Genomic DNA, 24,664 nt, shown 5'->3' with positions numbered 1-24,664 from the left:
TTACGACGCCAGTGCGTCGAGCAGCGCCAGTTCCGAAATCACCCGGTTTCGCCCGGCGTGCTTGGCCATGTAGAGAAACTGGTCGGCGGCGTGCAGGTAGTTTTCGAAGGCTTCTGAGCTTTCGATGGTGGCAAGGCCGATCGAGACGGTGATCGTCAGTTCCTCGTCATCGGCGACGATGCGGGATTTTGCGAGCTCAGCCCTCAGCGCGTCACAGAAGGCAAAGGCGCGGCGAACGTCGCAGCCGTTGAAGAGAATGCCGAACTCCTCGCCGCCCAATCGCGCAAGCAGGTGCTCATCGCCGACCAGGGCCGAGAGGCGCTTGGCGACATGCTTCAGCACGATGTCGCCGATCTCGTGACCGTAGGTGTCGTTGAGCCGCTTGAAATGGTCGATGTCAAGCACCGCAATCGCGGTCGGCTCGCCGCGTCTCAGGCACTGTTCGACGAGCCTCGGGCCGGCGACGAAGAAATGGCGGCGGTTGTAGAGATCGGTCAGGTAGTCGCTCGCCGCCTGCCGCTGCAGCGTCTGGAGCCGCTTCTGCACGCCGGCTGCCTGGGCCATGCGGCCGTTGAACTCCGCCTCGAGGAACGGTTTCTGGATGAAATCCGTGCCGCCGGCTTCGAGGAAACGGGCGCCCGCCCGCCGGTCGCCGCTGTCCGACAGCCCGATCACCGGCAGCGCACCATCCCCTTGGCGCCGCTCGACTTCGGCCAGCAATGCGGCCCCGGTCATGTCCGAGAGGTCGAGGTCGGTAACGACGAGATCGATCGCCTCGCCGCTGTCGAGCACCTGCAGCGCATCGGCGGCAGACGCCACCTCGCAGACGGAAATCCGCTTGCGCCTCAGAATGCCCGCCAGTTCGCTGCGCGAGGCGTCATCGGAATCGGCAAGCAGCACCGTCGTCTTGCCGTTGGTCAACGCCCGGTCGACGGCGCCGATCAGAAGGTTGATCGATTCGGGCTGGTGTTTGATGACGCAATCGAGCACGCCGCGCCCGAGAATGTCTTCGCGCGTCTGGTCGTTGAAGGCGGCGGTGAAGACGACGGCCGGAACCTGATGGGAAAGAACGAAATCGAGCGCCTGGCAATTGGGCGCGTCCGGCAGGTTGAGATCGAGGACTGCGAGCGAGAAGGCGCCGGGCGATCGTTCGAGTTCCTGGCGAAGTGCAGCAAGCGAACTGCAATGGGTGACGCGAATGCCGTGGATCGATTCCAGCCCGTACTTCAGCGCCGTCGCGAACATCCTGCTGTCCTCGACAAGCAGCATGCGCTTGTCGCTGTGCTTCTGCACGGAATTCACCCGGCCCGGCGTGCGGCGCAATCTCACGTCCCTGCAACCCCTCTCGAGCCGCAGGCGTGCTTCCCTCAAAGGGGTGACGCTGGCTCCGAATACATGATCAAACCCGTCACACCGCTCCGGCCTTGCGGCCTTTACGTAAGCTGTGACCGGGCTCCCCGCTCCTGTTGCGGCGGATTGAAGACCGATCGGATTGCAATTTCGTTAATGGAGCAACCTGCGCGCGGCAATTCGCGCAGGTTGCCATAATATTTTGGGGATTATTTTTCGTATCAGGCCGAAACCTTCGCCGGAACCCCAACCTTTTCACTGAGCGTACGGATCTTCGTCAGCGTATCGAGGTTCTGGTTGACGCGGCAGTAGAACTCTTCATTGACGAAGGGACGAACGACGAAGTCGTTGCCGCCGGCTTTCAGGAACCGCGCCGAAAGCAGCCGGTTGGTCGACGACGATACGCCGATGATACGCAGCTGGTGCGGGCCGTAGGAGCCGCGAATGCGCCGCGTCAGCTCGAAGCCGTCGATATCGGGCATATTGTAGTCGGTGATGACGAGGCCGATATCCGGATTGTTCTTGAGGATCTCCAGCGCCGCAGCACCGTTTTCGGCCGAGCTGGTGCGGAAATTGTAGCGCTTCAGCTGCGTCGTCAAAAGCGCGCGCGCCGTCGGGCTGTCATCGACGATCAGCACATGGTGCTTGTGGTTGGTCAGGAACCGGCAGACCGATTCCGCCAGCATGTCGACGGCAAAGACGCTGTCCTTGATGACGTAGTCGACGATTTCCTTGGAAAGGATCTTCTCTCGCGTCGATTCCTGGAACGAGCCGGTGAAGACGACCGTCGGCACGCTCATCTCGATCAGGTAATTGAGCGCTTCACCGTTCTCGGCCCCCGGAAGGTTGATGTTGGAGATGGCGAGCGATGCTGGGAAGGTCGCGTTCTCGACGGCGAACTGCAGGTCGTCATAGTCGCGGCAGACGATCACATCGATATCGAACAGCTCTTTCAGCCGCTTCGACACCATCGACGAGAAGAGGTTGGAGTCCTCGGCAAGCACGATCCGGTGCTCGGCCAGAGATTCGCCGGAATAGTACATTCCGGAAACGCCGAAAAATGACATTGTACGCCTATCAGTAAGAGTGTCCCCCGACAGCGCCACGCGCGTGTCAAACGCAGTCGCTGTTCTGCGATCATGCTAGAGGAGAAAGGCTTTCGCTGGTGTTAATGCCTTCTGCATGTGTCTTTCAATCGTAACCGATGAAAGGACAAGAACATGCAGAAATCTAGTGTTCTACAGCGACCTTTGCGCGTCTGATAAGACGCGCGGCGCTGTAGTCGGCGAAGTCACGACGCGATGTGCTGTCGTGGGTCGCGCAGGCCTGTGTCCGCGACGGCCCCGTCACTCGCCCGGCGCGCGACCGCTGCGCGCTTCGGCGGTCTTTCGAATGACATCGGCGATCTCCGGATTGCTGCTCGACAGCATCTGGAAATCCTCCGAATAGAGCGACAGCAGCGACACTTCGGTGACGGCGCTGACGGTGGCCGAGCGCGGCTCGCCCGTGATCAGCGCCATCTCGCCGAAGAAGCTGCCCGGGCCGAGCTCGACCGGCGTCGGCGATGGCGTCTGAATGCTGACGCGGCCCTCGACGATGAAGAACATCTGGTCGCCCGCCTCGCCCTTGCGGCAGATGATGGTGCCGGCCGGAACGACGCGTGGCCGAAGCGCCCGGACGATCTCGACGAAGGCAGCCGAGCCGAGCTTCTGGAAGAGTGGCACCGCCGCCACCAGCTGCCAGTTGCGCACGAAATCCTGGCGGCGCACCTCTTCGAAAAAGCCAGTCGCGAGAATGCCGGCCCAGAGCGCGAAGATGCCGATGCCGCTCATCATCACCAGGCCCGCCAGCACCCGGCCGGCAAAGGTCATCGGGATCTCGTCGCCATAACCGGTGGTCGAGAGCGTGACCACCGCCCACCACATGGCCTGGGGGATGCTGCCGAACTTGTCCGGCTGGATATCGCGTTCGATGAGATAGGCAAAAAGCGATGCGCCGAAGAGCACGATGCCGAACACCGAGGTGACGCCGACGAGATTGGGGGCTGCGCGCGCCACCACCCGGCCGAGCAGGCGAAAGAAGGTGAAGTGCCGCAATGGCTTCAGCAGCCAGATGCCGCAGTAGAGGCTCTGGTCGCGCGAGCCGGCGATCAGAAATCCGATGACCGGCACCACCACGGCGAGCAGGTCGATGACGAGCGCCGGCGTGCGGCCGCGATCGTTCTTGTCCCGTCGGCGGATGACCGTGTCGACCAGTTGCAGGACGTAGACGGCCCAGACGCCGGCAAGAAGCAGCTCGAGCGAGAGTTTTGTCGTCGGGTCGAGATCCCGTGTTGTGAGCGCCGCAACCGTGATCAGGCCGAGAGCCGCCACAAGCGCGTTGAGAGGCGCAGAGATTTTCAGGAAAGGCCGTGCCGACATTCGCTCCCCCAGCGCCCGTGCCCAAACGGACGGACAGGTCCGAAGCACAGTAACGCTTTGATCCTGAGCACAATTCAATGCATGAATCGATGCTAAATCAAGATGCCACGCACGGCTGCGGCTACGGCATGTTTTCGCCCTTTGATCGCAGTCGATCAAAGGGCGAATGTTACAGCAACCTTTGCGCGTCTGATGAGGCCCGCGGCACTTTAGAAGCCCTAGTAGCGCGTCTCGTCCGGCCCCATGTCCGGATCCCGGATCCGGTCCTCTTCATACTGTTCGGCCCCATCGATCGGCTTGAGCCACGGCTCGCGCCGCTTGATCCAGAGCTCGTAGCCTGGCTTGAGCGGCGTCGGCGCCTGCGAAAGAAGGCCGAGTTTGACCTCGGCCTCGCGCGCATCGACCGAGAAGACACGCGAGCCGCAATGGGAGCAGAAGCACCGCCCATGAAACTCGGCGGTCTCGCCACTGCATTGAAACTCCTGTGCCGGCCAGATGCCATAGAAGGTAAAGGCCGACCCGCTTTCCTTGCGGCAATCCATGCAGTGGCAGATACCGACCCGGATCGGCGCACCGCGCACCGACACCTGCACCTGGCCGCACAGGCACTTTCCCGAAAGTACGCTCATGGTTTGTCCCTCCTGTCGCTGACTGACATGCGATGTCCGAAGAACGGCGCAGGCGGTCGCCGGTTCCGGTACCATCTTCGAAGACGGCCACGAGAAGGCCCATGCGCCGGAAAAGGACGGAACCTTTCGCTCCTCCACGTCTTCTGACAGTAGAGCAAACGGAGGATAAGGCCATGGCGCATGCCGACGAACAGGAGATCATCGATCTCGAGCAGGAGTTCTGGCGCACCATCCTGGAGAAGGATACCGAAGCATCCGTTGCGATGCTGCCCGACCGGTCGATCGTCGTCGGCGCGCAGGGATCGGCGGTGTTGAGCCGCGAAGACTATCGCCGGATGGCGGGCGAGGCGGAAGGCGCCTGGAAGCTCAAATCGTTCCGCCTCGACGATGTCAGCGTGATTTTCCCGCATGAGGACGTGGCCGTGATCGCCTACACGGTGACCGAGGAGATGGATGTCGACGGCAAGCCGCTGACCCTGAAGGCAGCCGACGCGACCACCTGGGTGCGCAAGGACGGCGGATGGCTCGCTTCCCTGCACACGGAATCGGTGCTCGGCGACCCTTTCGGCCGTGACCGCAAGGCGGCCTGAGGCCGCTACATTTGGGCGCCCTGTTTCGCCCTTAAACCGCCGGCGGCGTCCAGGACGCCGTCGGTCGACAAACCGTCTGCCCCACGCGCGATTTTCGGTATAAGATACCACCATGAGTGAAGCCCAGCCTCTGTTCGATATGCTGCGCCAAACCGTGCAGCCTGAAGTCGCCGGCGTATTGGAGCGATTTGTCCGGGAAGCGCCGGACCGCAAGCTCTGCCGTGTCAACGCCCTTGCCTTTGCCGCCGAGCACCAGCTCGACGAAGAAAAGGTCATCGCCGCTTTCCTGCACGCGTCCCGCCTCGGCCTGTTCGAGCTGTCGTGGAACGTGCTTTGCCCGGGCTGCGGCGGTGTTCTCGACAGCAACACCTCGCTGAAGACGGTGCAGAGCGACACCTACACCTGCTCGCTCTGTGCCGCCGGCTACGAGCCGACATTGGACGAGATGGTGGAAGTCACCTTCACCGTGAACCCGCGCGTCCGCCACATCGAGGCGCACAACCCGCATGAGCTGGCACCGTTCGAATACTTCCGCCAGATCTACTGGGGCTCGGGCATCGAATTGCCGGAGGAGGATTACGAAGCCCGGATCGACGATTTCGTGATCGAGGCGCTGGAGCTGCCGCCGGGCGAAAAGGCGGTCATCTCGCTGCAGCTGCCACCGGAGTTCATCATCATCTTCGAGCCGGTGACGCACGCGGCACAGTTCATCGACGTCAAGGGCGAGCCGACCAAGGAGCGGCGCACGCTGTCGCTGGTGTTTGATCGCGGCCACCGCCACGACGAGGCGATTACCATGCAGCCCGGGCCCATGCGGATCCAGGTGGAAAACCACACGGACGTGCGCACCCTGCCCTCCGTCTGCATCGCCAACGACACGCTGCATGATATCTTGGGCCAAAGGCGCCCGTTTCTCACCGCCAAGCGGCTGCTGTCCAACCAGACCTTCCGCGACATCTACCGCACCGACACGATCGACGTGGACCAGCGGCTGAAGATCACCAGCCTCACCTTCCTGTTCACCGATCTGCGCGGCTCGACCGAACTCTATGAACGGGTCGGCGATCTCGCCGCTTTCGATCTGGTGCGCACCCACTTCACCGTCGTCAACGAGATCGTGGCGGCGGAAGCCGGCGCGGTGGTGAAAACGATCGGCGATGCGGTCATGGCGACCTTCCCGACACCCGACCGGGCGGTTGCCGCCGCCATGCGCATGCGCGACGCGATGCGCGAGCTGAACGATGCGCGCGGTGCGGAGGACCTCTTGTTGAAGATCGGCATTCACGAGGGGCCGTGCATCGCCGTCAACCTCAACGAGCGCCAGGACTATTTCGGCCAGACGGTCAACATCGCCTCGCGCGTCCAGCACCTTGCCACCTCGCGCGAAATCTTCGCCACCAGCGCGGTGCTGCAGGATCCGCGCGCGTCGAGCCTGTTGACGGACCGCGGTCTCAATCCGCAGTCGCACAATGTGGCGCTGCGCGGCATCACCAACGAGATCAGCATCTTCTCGATCCCCTGACCTTGGAGGCGACAGCCAGCGACGACACTCCACGCCGGACGCCGTCTCGCATCGCCGCTGCGTTTGGCTCAGACGACAGGTGGTATCAGCGTCAGCACCTCCCCGTCGCCAGGAATCACCAGCCTGGTCAAGGGGATGCCGTGCGCATCGGCTGCCGTCCGGAGCTCGCTTCGCGTGACCGTCGCGTGGTCAAGCGCCTCCATGTGCGTCGCGACGACGATGCTGCCCTTGGCGGCCTCGCAGACGGCGATCGTCTGGGCCGCGTCCATGACGATCAGATCGCCATTCCACTTGGCCCCGCAGGAATGGGTGACGATGACATCCGGCTTCGTTTCGCGGATCGTGTTTTCGATAGCCGGGTAGTAGACCGTGTCGCCGGCCCAGTAGACGCTCGGCTCACCCTTGGCCTGAAGGGTGAAGCCGATGACCGGCCCCATGTCCTGGACGACGGGGCCAAGCCCGTGGCTGCCGTCGCGCCGGGTGAGCTTCAGGCCCTGCCAGTGCGCCTTGTCGGCAAGCGGCGTCACCTCGCGAAAACCTGCGGCCCGGATCGCCTCCTCGTCACCAGGCTGGCAGAAGATTGGCAGCCCCTTCGGCACCCGGTGCTTGGCGGTATCGTCGAAATGATCCTCGTGCAGGTGCGAGACGATCACCAGTTCCACCCCGGCAAGGATCTCGTCGATCGTAACCGGCAGCCCCACCGTCGGATTGGGCGAGCGCCCGGCAAAGGACGGCAGGCTGTCCTTTGCCCCTAAGAAGGGATCGACGAGAATGGTGTGGCCGGCATAGTCGAGCTTCAGCGTGGCATTGCGGATAAGCTGGAGTTTCATCGGTGTCCTCCCTTGGCCGAACCGGCTTTATGCAGTGGCGATCCTTGCGCAAGTCGCAGCGAAATCAAGCCCTGAATTGACGACCGGCATCCAGGGCGCGCTGGATTTTCGTAGATTGTGGCCGCGGACCACCCGGGAATATCTTGACTTAAAGTTGCAACGAAGCTCGTACTGGCTGCTCAGAGGAGACAGAGCTATGCCAATTTTGCGACCATTCCATCGAAACCATCGACGGATGCAAGAAGGCCCCAGTTCGGGTTACAGCTCCTATGCCTATCTCAGAGACCGCGAATACGCTCAGTCGCCGACGCATTTCATCCGCGCCTTCATGCTCATCCAGGACGACCTTAAGAGCATCTTTGAGTACGTCGAGCCAAGTGAAGAGTGCCTAGCCACTTTTTCATATCGCATTCATGAGCTTTTGATGCGGACCTGTATGGAGATCGAGGCCAACTTCAAAGCCATCCTGTCCGAGAACATCTACACGCCGAAGTTCGACAAGTGGCATCGACCGATCCTCAACATGCACGTCTATCGGACAATCGATGTTACACACCATCTCTCTGCATTCGAAGTGATACTGCCGATATGGAACGGAACTCCGCGGGTCATGTGCCCTTTTGAGTGCTGGAAATCAAATCAGACGCCTTCCTGGTACCGGGCTTACAACGAGAGCAAGCACGATCGCCAAGAAGAGTTCAAAAAGGCGAATCTGGATCACTTGATCTCGGCCGTTGCGGGGCTTCTTGTTGTGCTGTCAGCGCAGTTTGGGGTTGAAGATTTTTCCTCGGGCCATGACGGCCTGACCATTGGTGGACATCAATACCACGACGGAGAACCTGCCATCGGAGGTTTCTTTCGCGTCAAATTCCCGAACGACTGGTCGGATAACGAGATCTACGCTTTCGATTGGGAAGATATCAGAGACGACCCCAATCGCTTTTCAAAGTTCAACTACGATGCTCTATAGGCTCCGGGGAATACAACTGATTGATTATCGGCAATAGCATGCAAAGTTGCGTCAAACTCGGTGGCTAGAGGCAAGGATGACCGAAGATCGGTGATTTCCGGGGGAGTAGCTGACAGGCAAATCTGCTTTGAGCGCCGCCACCACGACAATTCAGGGAAGCACCGTCTCCGTTCATCTCTGCCTCAGCGGCCGCGCGCCGCGCGGCAGACGAGGCTGAGGGCCCAAGCGCCAAAACATGGATCGCGCCCGCTCGCACGCCCCTCACCGCCAGCCGCAATCCCAGGGCTGGCCGCGCGCCGTGCGGTGACAGGCAAAGGCGCGGCCGCAGGAATGGGTGGCGCTGATCGTCATCCGGCCCCGGCCGGAGCCCGAGCCGCGCGCAAACATCTGGCGGAAGGCGACGTTGGCATTGGCAGGGCAGCTCGAAAAGCTCTTCTTCTGCAGCTCCGCCGGCGGGGTGATGGTGCGCGTGCTGGTGTTTTTCTCAGACGTTTTGGCCGTCCCTTGCGTGTCTGCCGGTGGCGGCAGCTTGGCCTCGCGGCGGATGGTGACGCAGCGGCCATCCCTCGCCTCCTGATTGCGCGCGCAGGCGAGCGGGCAGATCCGCTGTTTTTCGCCCTTCAGCCGATCGAGAACCTCGCTGGAAGGTTCGAGCGTCGCCAGCTGGAGTTTGCCATGTTTGGCATAGGCCTCCAGTGCCCTTCGACTGCCCGCACCCCACAGGCCATCCTCACCGCCGGCGCGGCAGCCGAGCCGGTTGAGCTCGACCTGCACGGAGCGGGCAAGCGCGCGGTCGACGGTCGTGGTCGGCTCAGCGCTGACGGTTGGATCAGCGAGCGCCACGACGGTGCCATTCGGCGTGGCAGCCGAGGTTTCAGGCTTTGCGGCGGCCGCCCGATCGATGATCTGGATCTTGGCCTTAGCGAGCGATGCGAAAACGCCTTGCGGATACTGCGTCAGATAGGCATCGAACAGGTCGCGGTCGGTCGCGTCCTTGATCGTCTCCCAATAGGCAAGTTCGGCGGCCTGTTCCCCGTTTCTCTCCTTCGCCAGTGTCGGCTCGCTTCCCGTGGCCGGCTTCAGCACCACCTCGCCGGTCAGCGAGGAATTGTCCCAGGGCACCTGCTTGCCGCCGGTGGCCGCCAGCACGTCGCGGCGCACGTCGATCAGCTCGCGGGTAATGTCGCGCCCCGGCTGGCCAAGATGTTTGAGGAGTGCCGAGGTGAAGGGCGAGTTGCGGCCGGCACCGTCGAGCGCGACGTTGCCGGGCTGGGTGGCAAAGGCGATCAGCGTACCGATGCCGGTGCCGACCTTGGCAAGCCCCCGGCCGACCGAGGCCGAACGGGTGCCCATCGAACGGGCGAGATTGACGGCGAGCGGATTGTCGCGGCAGGCGTCGAGCAGCACCACGTTGACCCGCGTGCTGCGCTCCATGGCGGTGAGGATCAGGTTCATCGGCACCGCCTCGAATTCGAGATCAACCTGGGAGCCGAGTTTGGCGTCGACCGGCGCCAGATAGTTTTCGCCGTCGACCTGCAGCCCGTGGCCGGCATAGTAGAAGAGCGCGAGGTCGGCCCCATCGAGCCTTCCCACGAAGTCGCGCACGGCCCGGCGCACACCCTCGAGGTCGAGATCGCGGCCGCGCACCACCTCGAAGCCGAGACCTTCAAGCTTGGCCGCCATGTCGGCGGCATCGTTGCCGGGATTGGGGAGAGGCGCGACATTTTGATAGGTCGCATTGCCGATCACCAGCGCCACGCGCTTGTCGGCCAGCGCCTGCGATGCCGAAAGCACCAGCAACAACGACAAGGCGATGCGAAGGAATGGCATGGCTCCCCTCCGGCAATCCGCTGGCGCCCGACAGTCACGCGTCGGCCTCCATGGCTTGAGCGTGCTACCTGCAACGGATCGTGTCAACGTGAGGAGAAGGGCTTGTGGGCCCACGCCTCGCTTCGTAACCATGACGAACGAAACAAGCGGTTCATTCAATCATCCAATGGGATTAGGCCCGTGGCCGCCGGGTCAACGGCACGGCAACGGGTGGGTTCGAGCGGAACCACGGCATCCATTCCACCCTGACACCTGCGCCCTTAGACAAGGGCGCAGCTTCAGTCGCCACGCCGCTTTGGCGCGTGGAAATGCCGGAACGTTTTCGGATGATGGCGCGGCGGCAGCAAGCCAGTTGCGCCGCCGGCAAAGAAGGGGATTACTTGACGACGACGTTGCCGTTGACGATCTCGACGTTCTCGTCGCCCTGCAGGCCGATGCGGTCGCCGCTCGGCGCGGTCACGAAGCAGCCGCTCGGGCAGATCATTTCGGTTGCTCCCGATGCGATCGCCACTTCCACGCGGCTTTCGCCTTCGACGACGATCAGGACGGCGGTCTCGCTGTCCTTGTTCGTGACGGTCGCAGCGGACGCTGCCTCGGCCGCCATTACGCCGGTCACCAGAACGCCGGAAAGCAAAGCAATCACAAATTTCTTCATTGCCCATCGGCGCATGAAGGCGCCGCCCTCTCGTCCAGCCGGCCGCCCCGTCGGTTTCGCGACGCTGCGCCGGCCACCTCTTCAGCCGGGGACAGCCTAGACGGTCACCAAGTGAATTGCATGCTTTTTATGGCAGGACGGCTGAATGGGCGCTGAATGCTCCGTTTATCAGCGGTTTGGATTAGCGCGGCGGCTGGCGGCGCGACGCGTGCTGGTTTCCTCGGCTTCGCGCTCGTCTTCAAGAGGAGCTGCGGACGCGCGCTTCTTGTCCGATGCCGGCGCCTTGGCGGACGCCCTGTCCTCGGCCGAAGTCGCTCCCTTGGGCTCGCCCACCTCTTCCGGATGGTGGCTTTCGATGCCCGTCTGGTCCTCGACCGGCACGTCCTCGATCTTGACCGGGAACGGCGCGCCGATGCCTTCGTCGCGGAAGCGCTCGTAGATCGAGACGCGCAGGTCGTTGCGCACCCCGCCGCCGGTCAGGACGTCGGCGACATAGATGCGCAGTTCGAAGGTCAAGCGCTCGTCGCCGAACGCGGTGAAGCCGACGCTTGGCGACGGGTTCTTCAGCACCATCGGATGGGCGGCGGCGATTTCCGACAGCAGCTCCATGATCCGGCGCGGGTCGCTGGCATAGGTGACGGTGACGGCGATCTCGGAGCGGCCGAGCTTGTTGCGATGGGTCCAGTTGCCGACGGACGCGTTGATGAGCAGCGAGTTCGGCATCATGATCGACTGGTGCTGGAAGGTCTCGATCTCGGTCGCGCGCACCGAGATGCGCTTGACGAAGCCTTCCGTCGTGCCGCTGACGATCCAGTCGCCCACCTTGAACGGCCGCTCGACGAGCAGGATCAGGCCCGACACGAAATTCGAGACGATGTTCTGCAGGCCGAAACCGACGCCGAGGGAGAGAGCACCGGCAACGAGCGCGAGGTTGGAGAGGTCGATGCCCGCCGCAGACAGGCCGATGAGCCCCGCAAGGCCGACGCCGGTGTAGCCGATGCCGGTGCGGATCGAGTTGCGCACGCCGGCGTCCACCCGGCTGCGTGCCATGATGTTGCCGTCGATCCAGCGCTGCACGAAACGGGTGACCGCAAAGCCGAGCGCGAAGAACAGCACGCCTGCGAGAATGCCGACCAGCGATATGGTGATCGAGCCGATCTTGATCTCGGTCACCATCCGGTAGGCCCAGGACTCGATGTCAGCGATCTGGAAGCCCCACTGCAAAAGGATCAGCGGGATGAAGAACATGACCACGAGCGCGTAGATGCTGAGGCCCGCCACAAGCCCGATCTGGTCGAGCGCCACCTGCTCGAGACTGTAGCGGCGCTCGAGATAGCGCCCGGCGGCGGTCTCGGCGAAGGCGCCCTGCTTGGCGACCGCGCGCCCCGTGAGGATGCCGATATACATCGTCACCACGATCGCACCGGTGATGATGATCTGCGTGGCGATGAATTTGGCAAGGCCGACATAGCCGGACACCGCGGCAATGATCAGCAAGGCACCGGTCGCCAGCAGCGCGAAGGAGACCACGCGCGGCCAGGCGCGGCCATGGGCATCGAAGGATTCGTCCTTGCGCAGCGTCGGCTTGATCCAGGCCGAAGCCATGATGATGAGGCCGATGACGATGGAGGCGATATAGCTCTTGACGACGGTGAAAACGACCGGCGAGCCGAGCGCCTCGCTGACGCCGCCGAAGAGGTAATCCAGGCCGTTGACCAGCGCCATCGCGAAGATCGCGATCATCAGCATCCGGGCGCCGCGATCGGAGACCCGCACCAGCCGCCAGCGTGAATCGCGCGGCGAAAGCACCGCCTGGGCGAGCCTGGTGATGAAGAAAACGACCACGGCGACGCCGAGCGTGATGGCGATGATCGGCGCGATGTCGGACCGCAGCACATTGAAGCCGCGCAGGAACAGGAAGCTCGATATGGCAAAGGCGCTCGAGGCGAGCGTCGGGATCATCGTCGACCAGAAGGCGACCGAGAGCCGGCGGAAGTAGCTCGGCTCCTCATCGGTAATGTCGTGCTCGATCAGCGGACGGAACAGCCGGCGGCTGCCGGCGAGAAACACGAGCGCCGCCAGCAGCGACAGGAACAGCGCCGTCAGGAGCGGCACGCGCTTGTAGTTCCAGGCGAAGCTCAGCCAGCTTCCGACACTGCGCGACAGCACCCGGGTCTCGTCCACCGTCGCCGTCAACGCGTCGTCGAACATGCCTGTCGAGACTTCGGTGTTCTTCAGAAGCGTGTTGGAAAACAGCGCGCGCCTGGTCGCCGTAATGGCGTTGGAAAGCTTCGTCGCCTGCACCGACAGGCCTTCGGCCTCGCCGGTCAGCGCATTGATCGCACCGCGCTCGGCCATCAGCCGCTTGCGCTCGGCCGTGACGATGTCGGCTTCCGGCGGCTGCCCCTCGCCCGGCGGATCGCCGAGTTCGGTGAGCCGCGCCTTGATTTCGTCCAGCCGCGGGCGGGTCGAAACCGAAACGCCGATGATCTGCTTGGCGAGCGCGTCGACCTGAACCTTGAGGTCGGCAAGCACGATGTCGTCGTCCTTGGCCTTCGCGACGCGGTCGGTCAGCCCCTTCAGTTCCTCGCTTGCCTTGGCAAGCTGCTCCGCAGCCTGGCTCTGGGCCGGCGGTGTTGCGTCCGCCGGCACCGCATTCTGCGCCGGCGTGGCGTCGGCTGCCGGCTGCTGCGCGTTCTGGGCCGGTTGCCCGTTTTGGGCCGGCTGGGGGGCATTGGCCGCCGGCTCGGCGGCACCCGGAGTTGCGCCAGCCTCGGCGGGCTGCGCGGCCTCGGCGGGCTTGCCGGCATCAGGCTGGGTGGCGGTCTGCGACGATTGGGCGGCTTGCGGCGATTGTGCCGATTTCTGGCCGGATTGCGTCGTTGCCTGCGCGGTCACGTGCGCCGGCTGCGCCGCCTTCTGCGCCATGACCGGGCCCGAGGCGGCAAGCGCCAGCAGGCAGAGGAGAATGGCGGGAAGTTTTCCGACAGAACGCAATTTCATGATCCTTGCAGGTTGAGACCGTGGCCCGGAATCGCTCCGGCCGGCGTCACATTTTGATGTGAATACGAAAGACGGCGGAAAGATGCAAAGAACGGCGATAAATGCGCGCCCGGGCGCGCTTTTCCGTCAAAACCCGGCGCCGGGCTCGGCCAGGTAGGCCAGTTCGGCCTCTGTCGAGGCCCGTGCGAGGAAAGCATTGCGATGCGGGAAGCGCCCGAACGTCTCGATCACCTCGCGATGCCGGATGGCATAATCGAGATAGGAGGGATCCCCGAGTTCGGTGAAGAGCTTCACCGACAGCGTCTGGTCGCTCAGGTTTTCCGAATGCTCGAACGGCAGGTAGGCAAAGACGCGCCATTCGGGTTTCACGGCCATGTCGGCACCGGCGCCGACGGCGAGCCTGGCCTCATGAAGCGCCAGGCAATCGGTGGCGAACGCAAGCGGCGTGCCGCGGTACATGTTGCGCGGCATCTGGTCGAGAAGCACGATCGCCGCCAGCCGGTTTTCCGGCGTGGCCCGCCAGGCCTCGCCGACCCCGCGGGCAAGCGCCAGATGCGACGCCTGGAAGCGGCGGATACAGGTCTGGTCCAGTTCGTGGCTCGTCCCGAACCAGTCGTCATAGGTGAGTTCGCCGAACCAGAAGTTCAAAACGTCCTCTGGCGTGCAGATGTCACTTCCAGTCACTATGCGCTCCTCTTGCCGTTTCCTTTGACCAGGCGGCCGTTCAACCGCTCTAGAGATAGGCGCGGATCGACCCATGTCCAACGAACCGGCCCGTCATTCGAGCCTGTTCGGCCTGCACGCCTTACGCGCGTCGCTTCAGGATGGCAATGAAGGCGATGCCGCCGACGAGGCCGGTGACGACGCCGATCGGCATATCCTCGGGCGCCATGATGACGCGGGAAACGAGATCGGCAAGGATCAGCGTCAGCGCCCCGAAGAAGGCCGAGAGCGGAATGACCCGGACATTGTCGCTGCCGGCAATCAGCCGGACGAAATGCGGCACCATCAGCCCGACGAAGCCGATCGCGCCGGAGAAAGCCACCATCACGCCGGTCAGAAGGGCGGTGATGACAAACAGCGTCAGGCGGAAGCGGCGCACGGGTATGCCGAGGGTCATGGCGGTTTCGTCGCCCATGGCGAGCGCGTTGATCTCGCGCGCCCGCAGCATCAGCCAGCCGAGCGACACAAAAAGAACCAGCGCCGGATAGACGAGTTGCGACCATTGCGCCAGCCCGAGACCGCCAAGCATCCAGAAGACCACCGTGTGGGTCGCTCTTGGATCTCCCAGGAAAATCATGAGGTTGCCGATGGATGTCAAGACGAAGGCAACGGCGACGCCGGACAGCACCAGCCGGTCGGCGCTCGATCCGAGCACCCGGGAAACGAAAGCGACAAGCATCGTTGCCGCAAACGCCCCGGCAAAGGCAAAGAGCGGCACCGTGGCAAGGCCGAGGATCAGCCCGGTATGCAGCAATGCGATAATCGCGCCGAGCGCACCGCCGGAGGAGACGCCGAGCAGGTGCGGATCGGCAAGCGGGTTGCGCGTCACCGATTGCAACACGGCGCCGGTGAGCGCCAGGCCTGCGCCGACCAGCCCCGCCAGGATCACCCGCGGCAGGCGCACGTCCCAGACGATGCTTTCGCGGCCCGCCGACCAGAAGACCTCGACGCTTTCGGGCGAGATCTTGCTGGCAACGATCGACCAGACGGTCGCAACCGGTATCGGCGCCGACCCGAGCGACACGCCGGCCGTGACCGTCAGAAGAAGGAGCAGCAGGGCTGCCCCCGATCCGACCGCGATCCTTAACGCGCGCGCCGATGCTAGACGCGAAACGGCGACGGGGCCAGACGACGCATCCTCCACCAGCATCGATTACTGGCCTTGCCCGTGAAAGGACTTGGCAAGCCGGGCGATGGCGTCGACATTGCGCGGCCCCGGCGTTGCCTCGACATAGTCGAGCACGACGAAGCGGTCGTTCTTGACGGCGTCGACGTTCTTGAAGGCGGCATTGTTCTTCATGAAGGCGATCTTGTCCTCAGCCTTCACCTCGCCGTAGTTGACGATCACCACGACCTCCGGGTTGCGCTCGATCACCGGTTCCCAGGACACTTCCACCCAGCTCTTTTCCACGTCGTCCATGATGTTGGCGCCGCCGGCAGCCTCGATCATCGCCGTCGGAATGCCGAAGCGGCCCGACGTGAACGGCTTCTCCTCGCCGGAATCATAGACGAAGACACGGGTCGGCTTGTCCTGCGCCGAAGTCTTGGTGATCTCGGCGAGCTCGCCGCGATAGCCGTCGACCAGCGCCTGCGCCCGATCCTCGACGCCGAAGATGCGACCGAGATTGATGAGGTCGACGAACATGTCGTCCATGGTTGGCTTGGCCTTGGCCATGACGTGGATGCAGCTCTCGGTCAGCTCGTAGACGCTGATCTTGAACGGCGCGAGGGTCTCGGGCGTCACTTCCCCGCCGACCTTCATGCCGTAGTTCCAGCCGGCAAAGAAGAAATCGGCATCGGCGTTGAGCAGCACTTCCTTGGTCGGATACTTCTCGGAGAGCTCCGGCAGTTCCTTGACGCCTTCGCGCAGCTTTTCGTCCAGCGTCTTCCAGCCGGAAACGCCGGTGTAACCGACCATGCGGTCCTGCAGCTTGAGCGCCAGCATCATCTCCACGAGGTTGACGTCGTTGGCGATCGCCCGCTTCGGCGCGGCATCGAACGTCACCTCGCGGTTGCAGCTCTTGACGGTCACCGGATAGGCGAGCGCCGGCGCGGCCGCCGCAAGCAGGAAGAGGAAAGTGGATGCGGCAAAATTGATCTTCATGAAAGGGATCCTTGTCTGGGAAGCGAGAAAGAGAAACGCGTGCCGCCGCTGGCAGCGGCACCGTGCACGGTGGCGGTGACGCCGAAGGCTGCGGAAAGCTCGCGCGGGCTCAGCACCGCGTCCGGCGACCCGAAAGCCGTCAATCGTCCCTCGGTGATGATGGCGACATCGGTCGCGAACTCGGCCGCGAGATTGATGTCGTGCAGCGTCGAGACGATCGTCAGCTTGAGCGTCCGCAACAGGTCGAGGATTTCGAGCTGGTGGCGGATGTCGAGGTGGTTGGTCGGCTCGTCGAGGATGATGATGCGCGGCTCCTGGGCAAGCGCGCGGGCGATCAGCACCCGCTGCTTCTCGCCGCCCGAAAGCGTCGCGAACTGCCGGCCGGCAAGGTGCGCGAGATCGAGATGCGACAACGCGTGCGCCACCCGTTCCCGGTCGAGCTCGCTCCAACCGCTCAGCCCCTCCCGCCTCGGAATGCGTCCCATCATCACGACGTCGCGCACACTGAAGGGAAAATCGCCGGGCATTTCCTGAAGCACGACGGCAATGGTCTTTGCCGCCTCGCGCGCCGAAACCGACCAGAGGTCGACGCCGTCAATGGCGATACGGCCGGCATTCGGCTGCACGGCCCGATAAAGGCAGCGCAGAAGCGAGGTCCTGCCGGCGCCGTTCGGCCCGAGGATGGCGAGCCGGCTGCCGGCTTCGATCGAAAAGCCGATATCGTCGACGAGCGTCAGCCCCGGCCGCGGTCCCCAGCAAAGTCCTTCGACATGAAGCGCAGCGCCTGTCTCAGTGCAGCTCATGATGCTGTCCCTCCCCGCGCCCTCATTGAAACCGTCCGGCGATGTCTTCAGAGACCAGCGTTGCCGCCGGGATGCGCGCGAGCGTCTTGCCCTTGAGCCCGCGTGGCCGCTCGGCGGCACGCGTCATGCCGTCGCCACGCTCGGCGTAGGTGGTGGCAAAGCGGACGAGGTCGTCGATGTCTTCTTCCGGGGAGATGTCGCCGAAGAGATAGGTCGCCTTGCCGGTTGCCTGGAAGGCGATGGTGCAGGGCCGCGTGCAGGCCGCCATGCAGACGGTGCCGGCAATCGAGAAATCGCGCTCGAGCGGTTCACCGAGCATCGCAATGCTGAGGTTCAGCCGCTTGATCAGCTCGGCGCCGGGCGCGCAGGGACCGCCGGTGTAGCGGCAATCGGTGCAGACCGTTATCTTGTGCTGTCTTGAATTCGGCTCGGCCATCGTCTCTCTCCGCCGGACTGACGGCAGGAGATGGCGAAGCGGCAAGGTGACGGAAAACCGTCGCTGAAAAGCCAGTTCTTTTCCATCGGAACACCCCGTCCGTTGTGGTTGATCGTTTCGATGGCAGGTCTCCTGGCTCGCGGGTCGCGGCGCATCCACGTCTTCCCGGCTGATCGCCAGTGACATGGTGTGAATGCGCTTTCCGCTCACAGTTGCGGGGGCAGCCACGGTCTCGGTCCCGTCAGGGTCGTCCGTTCCGTGTTCCCTTTTCAGCCGCTTCCGCCTTGTCGCGGATGCAGCACCATCACGCCCTTCCTCGCATGTTTCGGCGATGGAGACAACCGCGCGGGGCTCGGCTTGGGGGTCTATCAACATGCAGCGTCTGGTCATGCTATTCTTGTTATTAAATAACATAACAAATGACAACACCAGAGTTGAAGCTCTCCACGATCCGAAAGACCACCCGGGGCTTGCGCGCCGGTCGCGCCGGCAACTGGATTGTTGCCCGGATCCACCGTCTCCAGCCACCCATCGGCGCGACCGCGTCAGTCCCGCCCGCAGGGGCCGCCTCCTCGACCGAAAGCGCTGAAATGTAACGTACGTTACGCCTGCGTAACCCCATGGCCATTGAGTAAATCAGCGGTCGAAGCGACAATTGGCTCGGCTAGGATTGGGCGTCGACAAACCACGGCAAAAAGCTCAACCTGACCGCGCAAAACCCGAAATGAAGTGATGGCAATTCAACTTTCTGAAGGGGACAGCAGTGAATCCCATCGATTTCTTCGTCGACACGCTTCGGACCTATCCGCCCGTCGCCATCTTCCTTGCCCTTGGCATCGGCTTCCTGATCGGCCCCATCAAGGTCGCGGGCTTCAACCTGGGCAATGTCACCGCCACGCTTCTGGCGGGTGTTCTCATCGGGCAGCTGGGCATCCAGGTTTCCGGTGATCTGAAATCCACCCTGTTCCTCATCTTCCTGTTCGCCGTCGGCTACGGCGTCGGGCCGCAATTCGTGCGGGGCCTCAGCACCGACGGACCCAAGCAGATCGCCTTTGCGCTCTCGGTCCTCGTGCTCTGCCTCATCGTTCCCTATCTCTGCGCGCTGATTGCCGGGCTGCCGCTCGGCTACGGCGCCGGCATGTATGCGGGATCGCAGACGATCTCGGCGGCAATCGGCGTTGCGACCGACCAGATCAATTCGCTGGGCCTGACGCCCGAGCAGGCCAAGACCTTCTCCGACCAGATCCCGATCGCCTATGCGGTCACCTACATCTGGGGCACGATCGGCTCCGCGATCATTCTCGCCCAGCTCGGGCCGAAGCTTCTGGGCATCGACCTGCCGGCAGCCTGCCGGGAATATGAGGCCAAGCTCGGCGGCGGCAGCGAGGCGAGCGAACCCGGCATCACCCGCGCCTACCACGATTTCGGCCTTCGCGCCTATCGCGTCGACGAGGCGAGCGGGCTTACCGGAAAACCGGTCAAGGACATCCTTCCCGGCATCCGCGTCTTCGTCGAGCGCCTGCGTCGCGGCAACCAGATCATCGAGGCCGACGGCAACACCGTGCTGCAGCCGGGCGACGTCGTCGCCTTCTCCGGCCGGCGCTCGCTGCTCGTCGAAAACCTCGACAACAAGCTGCTCGAGGTCGAGGACAAGGAGCTCTTGAACGCGGAAGCCGAAGTCCTAGATGTCTACGTGACCAGCAAGGCGCTTGCTGGCAAGACGCTTGCCGAAGTCAGCACCATGGACTGGGCGCGCGGCGTCTATGCCCGCAAGATCATCCGCTCGCTGGTCGAGATCCCGGTTCTGCCCGGAACGACGGTCGAGCGTGGCGACATCGTCACCATCGGCGGCGCGAAACATCATGTCGAGGCTGCGATCAAGGCGCTCGGTTTTGCCGACCGGCCTGTCGAGACGACCGACATCGCCTTCCTCGGCTGGGGCCTCTTCATCGGTGCGATGATCGGAGCGCTGACCATCACCATCGGCGGCATCCCGATCGGGCTTTCGACCTCCGGCGGAGCACTTCTGGCCGGTCTCGTGCTCGGCTGGCTGCGCACCACCTACCCCGCCTTCGGCCGCATCCCCTCGCCGGCGCTCTGGCTGATGAACACGCTCGGCCTCAACATCTTCATCGCCGTGGTCGGCATCGGCGCTGGCCCCGGCTTCGTTGCGGGTCTTCAGGAGGTCGGCATCTCGCTGTTCATCTGGGGCGTGGTCGCGACGTCCATCCCGATGATCGCCTCGGTGCTGATCGGCCACTACGTCTTCAAGTTCCATCCGGCGATCCTGTTTGGCGCCTGCGCTGGCGTCCGAACAACGACGGCAGCGCTCGGCATGATCCAGGAGGCAGCCAAGAGCAAGGTGCCGGCCCTCGGCTACGGCATGCCCTACGCCATCGGCAACACGCTGCTGACCATCTTCGGTCTCGTCATCGTCATCATGCTCGCCTGAGGCGGGCTTTAGAAACCGCGACCATCGCGTATTGATCACAGGGAGTGTGGATCATGTTGGACCGCAAATTCTACGACAGCATTTCCGATCTGAGCCCGTTCGAAATCAAGGACGAGCTGATCAAGCTCGCCAAGACGAGCTCGCAGAAATCCGCCAAGGCCTTCCTCAACGCCGGCCGCGGCAACCCGAACTGGACAGCAACCCGCGCCCGCGAAGCCTTCTTCCTGCTCGGCCAGTTCGCACTGACGGAAGCCAAGCGCGCCTATTACGACCCGAAGGCCGGTGTGGCCGGCATGCCGCCGCAGGACGGCGCCCATGCACGCTTCGAGAAGTGGACGAAGAAGCTGCTGCAAAGCACGGCCGACTGGGACGAAGAGGACGAAGGCGTTCCGCCGGCAAAGACGCTGTCCGACGCCGTCAACTATGCCATCGCCACGTTCCGCTTCGACGCGGACGCCTTCGTGCACGAGCTGACGGATTCGATCATCGGCGACAACTATCCGGTGCCCGACCGGGCGCTCCACCACAACGAGATCATCACCCATGAATATCTGATGTGGGCGATGTGCGCCGGCCACCGGCCGAAGGCGACGTTCGACCTCTACCCGGTCGAAGGCGGCACGGCTGCCATGTGCTACATATTCAAGGCGCTGAAGAACGCCCGCCTGCTTAATGCCGGCGACACGATCGCACTCGGCACGCCGATTTTCACGCCCTATCTCGAAATGCCGGAGCTGGAGGACTACGACCTCAAGACCATCAATGTCAGCGCCGAGCAGGAGGATCGCTTCCAGTTCACCGACGAAGACATCAAGGCACTGGAAAACCCCAAGGTGAAGGCGCTGTTCCTGGTGAACCCCGGCAACCCATCGGCAGTCGCGATGGATCCGGATTCGATCAAGCGCCTTGTCGACCTCGTCACCAAGAAGCGCCCTGATCTGATCGTGCTCACCGACGACGTCTACGGCACCTTCGTTCCGGGCTTCCAGTCGCTGCTCGGCCATCTGCCACGCAACACGATCGGCGTCTATTCCTACTCGAAGTATTTCGGCTGCACCGGCTGGCGTCTCGGCGTCATCGCGGTAGCGCAGGACAACATCTTCGACGAGAAGATCAAGGCCCATGGCGAGCCGATCCAGAAGCTCTTGGAAAAGCGCTACAAGGCGATGACGCCGAAGCCGCGCGAGGTGAAGTTCATCGACCGCATCGTCGCCGACAGCCGCGACGTGGCGCTGAACCACACTGCCGGCCTGTCGCTGCCGCAGCAGGTGATGATGTCGCTCTTCAGCCTGGTCGAGCTGATGGATACCGACAAGGTCTACCAGAAGGCCTGCATGGCCATCTGCACGAAGCGGTTCTGGAACCTGATCGAGGGCATGGGCGTCGAGTCCAATCCCGGCATCTATTTCGACCACTATTACGGCATCATCGACTTCGAGTTCTGGCTGCGCAAATATGTCGGCGAGGACGTCGTTGCCTGGGTGAAGGAGAACATCCACCCGCTCGACATCCCCTTCCGGCTGGCCGAGGATCACGGCATCGTGCTCCTCAACGGCTCGGGCTTCGATGCGCCGAGCTGGTCGGCACGCGTCTCCTTCGCCAACCTCAACGACGATGCCTATTCGCAGATCGGCCGCGCCGTGCGCTCGGTTGCCCGCGGCTATGTGCAGACCTACCAGGCCGCCAAGGGCCTGAAGATCAGCTGACGCCTCAAACGGCCGGCCACTCCGGTGGTCGGCCGCCTCGCCTGCACTGCCAGCGTCCGCTTCGGCCGGAGCATCTTTGCGCTCACGCCCGCATGCGGAAAGGCGGCATCAATTCATGGGATTGCAGAGCTCTCTTCACGTCCGAAGTCGCGCTCCCGTCCCCTTGCGTAACCTTGCCAGAGTAGTGAGCAGTCCAGCCGAGGGCGTGCGCTTCGGCGGACAAACGGGAGGCCCCGCCGCGTGATCGACACCGTTTTCAACATCCTGCGAAATCACCCGGAACTGGCGCTCTTCCTCGCGCTCGGCATCGGCTACGCCATCGGCAAGATCACGGTTTTCGGCGTCACCATCGGCGCCGTTACCGGCTGCCTGCTCGCAGGCGTGCTGATCGGCCAGACCGGCGCCGTGCTTTCCAACGACGTCAAGCAGGCCTTCTTCCTGCTCTTCCTCTTCGCCATCGGCTACCGCACCGGACCGCAATTCTTCCAGAGCCTCAACGCCGACGCCCTGCCGCAGATCGCGGTCACCGTCACGCTCTGCGTCGTCGCACTCGGTGTCGCGATCGCGCTTTCGATGCTGTTCGGCTTCGACCTCGGAACGGCGGCCGGCGTGCTTGCAGGGGGTGCAACCGAATCGGCAACAGTCGGCGTCGCGATAGACACGTTCCGCAAGACCGCGCCGACGCCGGAGGCTGCCAGCCAGTTCGAATCGGCCGTCGCGACCGGTTTTGCCGTCGCCTACCTGGTCGGCGTCGTGACCGCCATCCTGGTGCAGTCACAGCTCGCGCCCCGCCTGTTCGGCCGCAGCCTCAAGGAGGCCTGCGCCGAGCTCGAGGCCGAACTCAACATCGCGCCGCAGAATGGCGGCGACAGCGCCCGCCGCGAAATCGAGGCGCGCGCCTTCGTGATCGGCGACAACCTCGTCGGGCTGACCGTTGCGGAAGCCGAGGCACGGGTGCCCGAGCGCCAGAAGGCCTATATCGAGCAGATCCGCCGCGGCACCGAGATCATCACCCCAAAGGCGAAGGAACGCCTGCAGGCGGGTGACATCATTGCGGTCGCGGGCTTGCGCGGCTTTCTGGTCGAGTATTCGAGCCGCATCGGCACCGAGATCGACGACCGCGAGCTTCTCGATATCCCGGTCGAAACCCTCGATGTGGTCGTCACCAACAAGGAGGTCGGCGGCCGACGCCTGTGGGAACTGCGGCAGCAGCCCGAGGCGCGCTCGGTCTTCCTGCGCGGCATCCTGCGCGCCGGACAGCCGATACCGATCTTTCCGGGATTGACCATCCGGCGCGGCGACGTGATGTCGATTGCCGGCGCACGCCGCCATGTCGAGGATGCGGTCGCGCGGCTCGGTTATGCCGACCGCGAGACGACGGCGACCGACATGGTCTTCGTCGGCGTCTTCATCTTCCTCGGCGGCCTGATCGGCATTCCCGCGCTCAAGCTCGGCGCGCTCGAAATCGGCCTTGGCGTCGCGGTCGGTGTGCTGATCGCCGGCCTTGTCGCCGGCTGGTTGCGCTCGGTCCGGCGCACCTTCGGCTTCGTGCCCGAGGCGACCCTCTGGTTCTTCGACAGCGTCGGCCTTTGCGCCTTCATCGCCTGTGTCGGCATTTCGGCAGGCCCGAGTTTCGTCGCCGGCCTCGTCCAGTCCGGCCCCGCACTCGTCATCGCCAGTTTCCTGATCTGCGCCATCTCGCACATCGCAGCCCTCGCGCTCGGTCGCTGGGTGTTCCGCATGAACGAAGGCGTGCTCGCCGGCACTTGCTGCGGCGCCGGCACCTCTGCCCCGGCACTCGCCGCCGTGCAGGAGGCGGCCGAGAGCAAGGTCCCGACGCTCGGCTACGGCCTCGGCTACGCCATCGGCAATGTGTTGCTCGCCCTTTGGGGCGCGGTGCTGGTCACGGTGCTTGGGTAGCGACACGGGCGCGGCAGGCCCTCGATTCTTCCGGCGGCTGCCAATCGTGATGGCCGAAGCCTGCCGTTGGCGAGTGCATTGCCTTCGCCTCGACGCACCCGTCAGCGGCCTATCCACAATTCCAGCAAATCGCCGAATTAAAGGCTCCGCTTCGTCTCGCCAAGACCGGATTTACGCGCCTTCCAGATAGTGCGCCTTCTGCGAGGGGTAGTAATCTCCGAATGACGGCAGGGGCTGGCCGGCCCGGGCGGCAACCAGCATGTCGAGGTAATACTCCCAGCCGGGGCCCACATCACCGGCGAGCTTCCGGTCGCTCAGGCACTGCATCAGGCGCAATTCGGTCGTGTCGTCCGCCTGCGTGAAGGTCAGCTCGATGCGCCAGTCGCCGTAGTCGTCCTTCATCACCACGACCAGGCGTCGGGGCGCCTCGCAGTCCTCGATCAGCACATCCGTCCACGGTTGTCCCTTCTCATGGGCCAGTTGCAGCCGCACGGTCTTACCCGGGCCGGCTTCACCTTCCCACCGGCCGAACCAGAGCGCGGTTTTCTCGGACTTCGTCACGCTCTCCCAGACGTCCCCGACGGGTGCACGGAACGTGCGGGTCAGGATCAGGTCGTTGCCACGGACGTGGCCGGTGGGCTTGCGGCTCATGCCGTCTTCTCCCCGTTGTCGCTCACGCATAGGCGAGCCTGCGGCACGCGCCGCCGCGCGCCTAGCTGTA

At 63.7% G+C, this 24,664-nt stretch carries 20 protein-coding genes and 1 riboswitch; of the genes, 6 read left to right on the top strand and 14 right to left on the bottom strand.

Annotated elements, in window-relative coordinates; genetic code table 11:
* The 4 genes from VGO12_RS09685 to VGO12_RS09670 all read right to left on the bottom strand — a co-directional run bounded on the left by VGO12_RS09685 (position 1) and on the right by VGO12_RS09670 (position 4,399).
* Positions 1–1,293, bottom strand: a complete 1,293-nt coding sequence (locus VGO12_RS09685; protein WP_327512526.1) for a diguanylate cyclase — start codon at positions 1,291–1,293, stop codon at positions 1–3.
* Between the two features lie 278 nt (positions 1,294–1,571).
* Positions 1,572–2,417 carry a response regulator gene (locus tag VGO12_RS09680; protein ID WP_327512525.1) on the bottom strand — a complete coding sequence of 282 codons (846 nt, stop codon included), beginning with the start codon at positions 2,415–2,417 and terminating at the stop codon, positions 1,572–1,574.
* A 279-nt stretch (positions 2,418–2,696) separates the two neighbouring features.
* A complete protein-coding gene (locus VGO12_RS09675) occupies positions 2,697–3,770 on the bottom strand; it encodes a cyclic nucleotide-gated ion channel (protein WP_327512524.1) in 1,074 nt (357 codons plus the stop codon).
* Between the two features lie 218 nt (positions 3,771–3,988).
* Positions 3,989–4,399, bottom strand: coding sequence for a GFA family protein (locus VGO12_RS09670; protein ID WP_327512523.1), 411 nt, complete (start codon positions 4,397–4,399; stop codon positions 3,989–3,991).
* Positions 4,400–4,572: 173 nt separating this feature from the next.
* On the opposite strand from VGO12_RS09670, the gene VGO12_RS09665 reads away from it, so the two are divergent.
* Positions 4,573–4,989 carry a nuclear transport factor 2 family protein gene (locus VGO12_RS09665; protein ID WP_327512522.1) on the top strand — a complete coding sequence of 139 codons (417 nt, stop codon included), beginning with the start codon at positions 4,573–4,575 and terminating at the stop codon, positions 4,987–4,989.
* 112 nt (positions 4,990–5,101) lie between these two features.
* Complete coding sequence (locus VGO12_RS09660; RefSeq protein ID WP_327512521.1) at positions 5,102–6,511, top strand: adenylate/guanylate cyclase domain-containing protein; 1,410 nt, start codon at positions 5,102–5,104, stop codon at positions 6,509–6,511.
* A 68-nt stretch (positions 6,512–6,579) separates the two neighbouring features.
* On the opposite strand, the gene VGO12_RS09655 is transcribed toward VGO12_RS09660, so the two are convergent.
* On the bottom strand, positions 6,580–7,341 hold the full coding sequence (locus VGO12_RS09655; RefSeq protein ID WP_327512520.1) for an MBL fold metallo-hydrolase: 762 nt from the start codon (positions 7,339–7,341) through the stop codon (positions 6,580–6,582).
* Between the two features lie 34 nt (positions 7,342–7,375).
* Between VGO12_RS09655 and VGO12_RS09650 the strand changes: the two genes are divergently transcribed.
* Positions 7,376–8,311, top strand: a complete 936-nt coding sequence (locus VGO12_RS09650; protein ID WP_327512519.1) for a hypothetical protein — start codon at positions 7,376–7,378, stop codon at positions 8,309–8,311.
* A gap of 261 nt (positions 8,312–8,572) precedes the next feature.
* Here the strand turns inward: VGO12_RS09650 and VGO12_RS09645 are convergent, their stop codons facing one another.
* The 8 genes from VGO12_RS09645 to VGO12_RS09610 all read right to left on the bottom strand — a co-directional run bounded on the left by VGO12_RS09645 (position 8,573) and on the right by VGO12_RS09610 (position 17,865).
* On the bottom strand, positions 8,573–10,141 hold the full coding sequence (locus tag VGO12_RS09645) for a caspase domain-containing protein (protein ID WP_327512518.1): 1,569 nt from the start codon (positions 10,139–10,141) through the stop codon (positions 8,573–8,575).
* Positions 10,142–10,517: 376 nt separating this feature from the next.
* Positions 10,518–10,796, bottom strand: a complete 279-nt coding sequence (locus VGO12_RS09640) for a hypothetical protein (RefSeq protein ID WP_327512517.1) — start codon at positions 10,794–10,796, stop codon at positions 10,518–10,520.
* A 168-nt stretch (positions 10,797–10,964) separates the two neighbouring features.
* Positions 10,965–13,799: a mechanosensitive ion channel domain-containing protein gene (locus VGO12_RS09635; RefSeq protein ID WP_327512516.1), complete on the bottom strand. Its 2,835-nt coding sequence runs from the start codon at positions 13,797–13,799 to the stop codon at positions 10,965–10,967.
* Between the two features lie 126 nt (positions 13,800–13,925).
* On the bottom strand, positions 13,926–14,483 hold the full coding sequence (locus VGO12_RS09630) for a DUF924 family protein (protein ID WP_414650701.1): 558 nt from the start codon (positions 14,481–14,483) through the stop codon (positions 13,926–13,928).
* A gap of 121 nt (positions 14,484–14,604) precedes the next feature.
* Complete coding sequence (locus VGO12_RS09625) at positions 14,605–15,672, bottom strand: iron ABC transporter permease (RefSeq protein WP_327512515.1); 1,068 nt, start codon at positions 15,670–15,672, stop codon at positions 14,605–14,607.
* Positions 15,673–15,675: 3 nt separating this feature from the next.
* Positions 15,676–16,626 (bottom strand): ABC transporter substrate-binding protein, encoded by a 951-nt coding sequence (locus VGO12_RS09620; protein WP_327512514.1) that lies wholly within the window; start codon positions 16,624–16,626, stop codon positions 15,676–15,678.
* Positions 16,623–17,429 (bottom strand): ABC transporter ATP-binding protein, encoded by an 807-nt coding sequence (locus tag VGO12_RS09615; protein WP_327512513.1) that lies wholly within the window; start codon positions 17,427–17,429, stop codon positions 16,623–16,625. The genes VGO12_RS09620 and VGO12_RS09615 overlap by 4 nt, the downstream gene beginning before the upstream one ends.
* A 22-nt stretch (positions 17,430–17,451) precedes the next feature.
* On the bottom strand, positions 17,452–17,865 hold the full coding sequence (locus VGO12_RS09610; RefSeq protein ID WP_327512512.1) for a DUF1636 domain-containing protein: 414 nt from the start codon (positions 17,863–17,865) through the stop codon (positions 17,452–17,454).
* A 105-nt stretch (positions 17,866–17,970) separates the two neighbouring features.
* A riboswitch (cobalamin riboswitch) is annotated at positions 17,971–18,186 on the bottom strand.
* A gap of 442 nt (positions 18,187–18,628) precedes the next feature.
* Here VGO12_RS09610 and aspT point away from each other — a divergent pair.
* From aspT to VGO12_RS09595, 3 genes are all read left to right on the top strand, one after another.
* Positions 18,629–20,317 (top strand): aspartate-alanine antiporter, encoded by a 1,689-nt coding sequence (aspT, locus tag VGO12_RS09605; RefSeq protein ID WP_327512511.1) that lies wholly within the window; start codon positions 18,629–18,631, stop codon positions 20,315–20,317.
* 53 nt (positions 20,318–20,370) lie between these two features.
* The gene (locus tag VGO12_RS09600; protein WP_327512510.1) at positions 20,371–22,023 is read left to right on the top strand and encodes a bifunctional aspartate transaminase/aspartate 4-decarboxylase; all 1,653 of its coding nucleotides are present in this window, start codon (positions 20,371–20,373) and stop codon (positions 22,021–22,023) included.
* A gap of 240 nt (positions 22,024–22,263) precedes the next feature.
* A complete protein-coding gene (locus tag VGO12_RS09595; protein ID WP_327512509.1) occupies positions 22,264–23,943 on the top strand; it encodes an aspartate:alanine exchanger family transporter in 1,680 nt (559 codons plus the stop codon).
* Positions 23,944–24,114: 171 nt separating this feature from the next.
* Here VGO12_RS09595 and VGO12_RS09590 read toward each other — a convergent pair whose 3' ends face one another.
* A complete protein-coding gene (locus tag VGO12_RS09590; RefSeq protein WP_327512508.1) occupies positions 24,115–24,594 on the bottom strand; it encodes an SRPBCC family protein in 480 nt (159 codons plus the stop codon).
* Positions 24,595–24,664: the final 70 nt, after the last annotated feature.

The organism is Ensifer sp., assembly GCF_035999135.1.
Taxonomy (GTDB): domain Bacteria; phylum Pseudomonadota; class Alphaproteobacteria; order Rhizobiales; family Rhizobiaceae; genus Ensifer.
This window is presented reverse-complemented; position numbering and strand designations above follow the sequence as displayed.

Excerpts from the sequence above, each read along its gene's own strand:
- VGO12_RS09680 (WP_327512525.1), bottom strand. The coding sequence starts at position 2,417 with ATGTCATTTTTCGGCGTTTCCGGAATGTACTATTCCGGCGAATCTCTG.
- VGO12_RS09675 (WP_327512524.1), bottom strand. The coding sequence starts at position 3,770 with ATGTCGGCACGGCCTTTCCTGAAAATCTCTGCGCCTCTCAACGCGCTT.
- VGO12_RS09670 (WP_327512523.1), bottom strand. The coding sequence starts at position 4,399 with ATGAGCGTACTTTCGGGAAAGTGCCTGTGCGGCCAGGTGCAGGTGTCG.
- VGO12_RS09665 (WP_327512522.1), top strand. The coding sequence starts at position 4,573 with ATGGCGCATGCCGACGAACAGGAGATCATCGATCTCGAGCAGGAGTTC.
- VGO12_RS09660 (WP_327512521.1), top strand. The coding sequence starts at position 5,102 with ATGAGTGAAGCCCAGCCTCTGTTCGATATGCTGCGCCAAACCGTGCAG.
- VGO12_RS09655 (WP_327512520.1), bottom strand. The coding sequence starts at position 7,341 with ATGAAACTCCAGCTTATCCGCAATGCCACGCTGAAGCTCGACTATGCC.
- VGO12_RS09645 (WP_327512518.1), bottom strand. The coding sequence starts at position 10,141 with ATGCCATTCCTTCGCATCGCCTTGTCGTTGTTGCTGGTGCTTTCGGCA.
- VGO12_RS09640 (WP_327512517.1), bottom strand. The coding sequence starts at position 10,796 with ATGAAGAAATTTGTGATTGCTTTGCTTTCCGGCGTTCTGGTGACCGGC.
- VGO12_RS09635 (WP_327512516.1), bottom strand. The coding sequence starts at position 13,799 with ATGAAATTGCGTTCTGTCGGAAAACTTCCCGCCATTCTCCTCTGCCTG.
- VGO12_RS09625 (WP_327512515.1), bottom strand. The coding sequence starts at position 15,672 with ATGCTGGTGGAGGATGCGTCGTCTGGCCCCGTCGCCGTTTCGCGTCTA.
- VGO12_RS09620 (WP_327512514.1), bottom strand. The coding sequence starts at position 16,626 with ATGAAGATCAATTTTGCCGCATCCACTTTCCTCTTCCTGCTTGCGGCG.
- VGO12_RS09615 (WP_327512513.1), bottom strand. The coding sequence starts at position 17,429 with ATGAGCTGCACTGAGACAGGCGCTGCGCTTCATGTCGAAGGACTTTGC.
- VGO12_RS09610 (WP_327512512.1), bottom strand. The coding sequence starts at position 17,865 with ATGGCCGAGCCGAATTCAAGACAGCACAAGATAACGGTCTGCACCGAT.
- VGO12_RS09600 (WP_327512510.1), top strand. The coding sequence starts at position 20,371 with ATGTTGGACCGCAAATTCTACGACAGCATTTCCGATCTGAGCCCGTTC.
- VGO12_RS09590 (WP_327512508.1), bottom strand. The coding sequence starts at position 24,594 with ATGAGCCGCAAGCCCACCGGCCACGTCCGTGGCAACGACCTGATCCTG.